Origin of the sequence: Bradyrhizobium sp. (assembly GCF_049512235.1) — a bacterium.
Classification (GTDB): Bacteria; Pseudomonadota; Alphaproteobacteria; order Rhizobiales; family Xanthobacteraceae; genus Bradyrhizobium.
The window spans coordinates 1-3,806 of the sequence record NZ_JBEKXH010000565.1 but is presented as its reverse complement, the minus strand read 5'-3'; the positions used below and the strand labels follow the sequence as shown (position 1 = coordinate 3,806).

Here is a 3,806-nt window from a genome sequence, read left to right as displayed (position 1 = left end):
CTGCCGATCCCGTTAGACGAGCAGCGCCCGGCTTTGCGTGCCCGACCGGCGGCATGTTATGCCAACGCGATGCCTGCCCTTATCCTGCCCCTGATCGACGCGGTCGCGCACTGGCCACAATGCGGCGCGCTGATCGGCCTCGATCTGGGGTCCAAGACCATCGGGGTCGCGGTGTCCGATCCCGATCGCCGGCTCGCGACCGGCGTTACGACCATCCAGCGCAAGGCTTTCAAGGCCGATGCGGCGCGCCTGCTTGCAATCGCAGGCGAGCGCCGCGCCACGGGCTTCGTGCTCGGGCTGCCGATCAACATGGACGCCAGCGAGGGACCGCGCGCGCAATCCACCCGCGCCTTCGCCCGCAACTTTTCGAAGCTGACCGATCTTGCGATCGCGCTGTGGGACGAACGGCTTTCCACCGCGGCGGTCGAACGCGAGTTGATCGGCATGGATATGAGCCGCGCCCGGCGCGCAGAAGTGATCGACGAGCACGCCGCGATCTTCATCCTGCAGGGCGCGCTGGACCGGCTAAAGAAGCTTTCGCCAATGCCGCGGCAATGATTGACGCGCGGGTTTATTGCGGCGGCCATGGTCCCGGGTTTTCAAATGTCGCACTGGCTCGCAGCACCCTGACCGCGCATCACACAGGCTCTCAAGCCTTGCTCCATTTTGCGGCCCAGGCGGCGCTTTCGGCGGAGAGGATCGCCTCACAGCGGTGCACGAAGTCGGACCATGGCTGTGAAGGCATGGTGAAGGCCGTTGCGTGGTCAAGCTCCGATTGCAGCCGCCGTGCCGTCGCCCGGTAGGTGACCGTCAGGTAATCGTAGCGCGAGGCCTCGATATGCGCGAGGATTGAACCGCCGATCGTGGTCAGGACGGCGGTCAGTGCCGCAAAGTCGAACGGCAGTCCAAAAAGATTCTTGCCGGCGACGCCGACGGCCGCCGTGAGCACCGCGGCAACCAACGCAAGCCAAAATTCCCACCGGTGCAGGATGACCGAGGCACGGCGGTTTTGTTCGGCGCGGTCCTCGAGCCAGCCAATCTGGCCTTTGACGCGGACGGCGATGTACTCCTGCGGGGTCGCAAAACGCTTCTGGGGTAGCGACCCCGGCTTGCCCGATCGCTCGATCACCCCGATGACGTCATCGATATCGTTCGCGATCTTGTCCTTCTCCGCCAGCAGCAGGTTGTCACTCGTTGCCGGGTCGTCATAAGGCGCGGCCATGGCCGCATATTGATAGACCTCGCGCTTCAGCCCTTCCGAGGCGACGCGAATGCGGGTCCAGGTCATGGTCTTCGCGCTGCCGAGCAACTGCACCGTCAGGAAGCTGACCAAACCGAGCAACACGGCACTGGCAACCGCCACGGCAAGACGCGCCCGATCCTGGCTTTCGGGGATTTGACTGGCGATCGCAGCCAGCAATGCCGCCACTCCCGACATCACGAAAGTGCCGCGGCGCGCCAGATCCAGAGTTTTTTTCAGCTGCGTCGCCGTAACGGACCAGTCGGCCTGCAATTTGGCCGCTGAAGCTAGTGGCTCCATGTTTCCGCGCCCTGCAAATTACATTCACGCTTATGGCTTGCATTCAAGCTTATCCTTGCGTGCATGACAAGGGAATTAAACCGCCGCGTGCTGCCGGTACCGTCTCTTGCGCGTCCGGAATCGTGCGCAGCCGAGCCTTCCGATCATGTTCCGGCGAGCCACAGGGTCTGCACGACCGCGGCCAGGTTGTTGAGGCCGTGCAAGACGATCGTCAGCCATGTCGACTGGCTGCGGTAGCGCAGATATCCGAGCAGCAGGCCGATGCAAAACACTTCGCCGAAAAAGAACCAGTCATATTGCAGATGCAGCGCCGTCCATAGCAGCGACGACAGCAGGATCGCGCCGGGGACCTTGAGAGGTGACTCCGACCAGCCGCGATAGAGAAAGCCGCGCGCGAACAATTCCTCCGAAATCGGGGCGGCGACGCAGAAGGCGATCACCAGAAGCCACAGCGCGCCGTCGGCGCGCGCCGATTGCAGCACATCCGCCATGAATCCGGGCGTGACCTCGCGCCCGGTGGCGCGCGACAGCAGATCCCACCCCATCACAAGAACAAACAGACCACCAACACCGGTCAAGAAATTGCGCCAGGAAGTCCGGCGCAGTGCGAGATAATCCGTAAACGCCGTGCCGGAGCGGCGGATCGCAATCCACAGCGCGATGAGCACCGCGGGAAGCTCTGCGATCACCGAGAGCGGAAGGGTCAGACCACCGCTGGCCACGCGGACCACGGCAGCCAGATCGAGCGGCCATTCCCACCGCCATACGAGCAAGGCCACCACGACAGCGACTTGCGCTACAACCATCGCGGCGAAGACGAACAGACCCCACAACGCGGTGCCCCAGAATTTCCAGATTTTCGGGGGGCGCATGACGGGAATTTCCGGCATCATTGCGACCGGACTTTCGGGAGCGAGGGAATCCATCAGCGGCTTTCAGACGGTGTGAGCGAATTCAAGTTGTCGTTATGTTTGCAGTTGTTGCTAAGCCATACTGCAGTACTCGGTCACGCATCACGGCAGCGCCCGGTCCAAGAGGCCGCTCACATCTTCCGGCGCGAGATCGACCGCGCCGTACATCGCCGCGCGATTATCCGAAAGCCGGGTCGCGGCGAACAGTTCGGCGTGACGCGGCGACACCTCGTTGAGCGCGGCGGCGGCCGCCAGCAGCGCCAACTGCTCGACCGAATGCCGCGCGGCGCGTTCAGAGTCCGGCCTGCGGAAGGCCTTGGCGACAAAGGCCGCCGCTTCGCCGGCGCCAGGCAGCCCCCTGGCCTGCGAGGCGAGATGTTGCAGCACCACCGAGGCCGCTTCTCCCTCGCGCGACAACGCCCTGAGCACATCCAGGCACATCACATTGCCGGAGCCTTCCCAGATCGCGTTGACGGGCGATTCGCGATAATGCCGCGCCAAAATACCCTCCTCGACATAGCCGTTGCCGCCGAGGCACTCCATGGCTTCGTAGAGAAATCCCGGCGCGCTCTTGCAGACCCAGTATTTTACCGCCGGCGTCAACAGCCGCATATAGGCCGCTTCGCTGGCGTCGTCCGGCGCGCGATCGAACGAACGGCAGAGCCGCATCACCAGCGCGACCGACGCCTCGACATGCAGCGCCATGTCCGACAGCACCGAGCGCATCAGCGGCTGATCGGCAAGGTGTTTCTGGAACACGCTGCGGTGCCGGGCGTGATGCAGCGCGTGCGCCAGGCCCGACCGCATCAGGCCGGCGGAGGCAATGGCGCAATCCTGCCGCGTCAACTGCACCATCTGGATGATGGTTCTGATGCCCTTGCCCTCGTCGCCGACGCGGCTGCCATAGGCAGAGTGGAACTCGACTTCGGAAGAGGCATTGGAGCGGTTGCCGAGTTTTTCCTTGAGGCGCTGGAAGTGGATCGCGTTGACCGATCCATCGGGCTGAAAGCGCGGCACGAAGAAGCAGGTGAGCCCCGCGTCGGCCTGCGCCAGCACCAAAAACGCATCACACATCGGCGCCGACATGAACCATTTATGGCCGGTGATCCGATAGAACTCGCCCTCTCCTGTCGCGCGCGTCAAATTGGAGCGCACGTCTGTGCCGCCCTGCTTCTCGGTCATGCCCATGCCGAGCGTCATGCCGCGTTTTGTCGGCCACGGCGCGAAGGTGGGATCGTAGGCGCGCGTGGCGATCACCGGCATCGTCTTCGCCAGGAGATCGGGCTGCGCCGCCAATGCCGCGACCGAGGCACGCGTCATGGTGACCGGGCACAAATGCCCGGTCTCGACCTGGG

Annotated in this window: 4 protein-coding genes; 1 reads left to right on the top strand and 3 read right to left on the bottom strand. The window is 64.0% G+C overall.

Going from position 1 to position 3,806, the window contains the following annotated elements:
* Positions 1–69: 69 nt before the first annotated feature.
* Positions 70–558, top strand: coding sequence for a Holliday junction resolvase RuvX (ruvX, locus tag ABSG20_RS31800; protein WP_423868414.1), 489 nt, complete (start codon positions 70–72; stop codon positions 556–558).
* Positions 559–649: 91 nt separating this feature from the next.
* Here ruvX and ABSG20_RS31795 read toward each other — a convergent pair whose 3' ends face one another.
* The 3 genes from ABSG20_RS31795 to ABSG20_RS31785 form a co-directional block, all read right to left on the bottom strand.
* Positions 650–1,540 (bottom strand): DUF4231 domain-containing protein, encoded by an 891-nt coding sequence (locus ABSG20_RS31795; protein WP_423868413.1) that lies wholly within the window; start codon positions 1,538–1,540, stop codon positions 650–652.
* Positions 1,541–1,683: 143 nt separating this feature from the next.
* Positions 1,684–2,466, bottom strand: coding sequence for a CPBP family intramembrane glutamic endopeptidase (locus ABSG20_RS31790; RefSeq protein ID WP_423868412.1), 783 nt, complete (start codon positions 2,464–2,466; stop codon positions 1,684–1,686).
* An 87-nt stretch (positions 2,467–2,553) separates the two neighbouring features.
* A partial coding sequence (locus tag ABSG20_RS31785) for an acyl-CoA dehydrogenase family protein (protein WP_423868411.1) occupies positions 2,554–3,806 on the bottom strand: 1,253 nt, incomplete at its 5' end.

Coding starts and splice junctions, on each gene's coding strand:
- ABSG20_RS31795 (WP_423868413.1), bottom strand. CDS start 1,540: ATGGAGCCACTAGCTTCAGCGGCCAAATTGCAGGCCGACTGGTCCGTT.
- ABSG20_RS31790 (WP_423868412.1), bottom strand. CDS start 2,466: ATGGATTCCCTCGCTCCCGAAAGTCCGGTCGCAATGATGCCGGAAATT.
- ruvX (WP_423868414.1), top strand. CDS start 70: ATGCCTGCCCTTATCCTGCCCCTGATCGACGCGGTCGCGCACTGGCCA.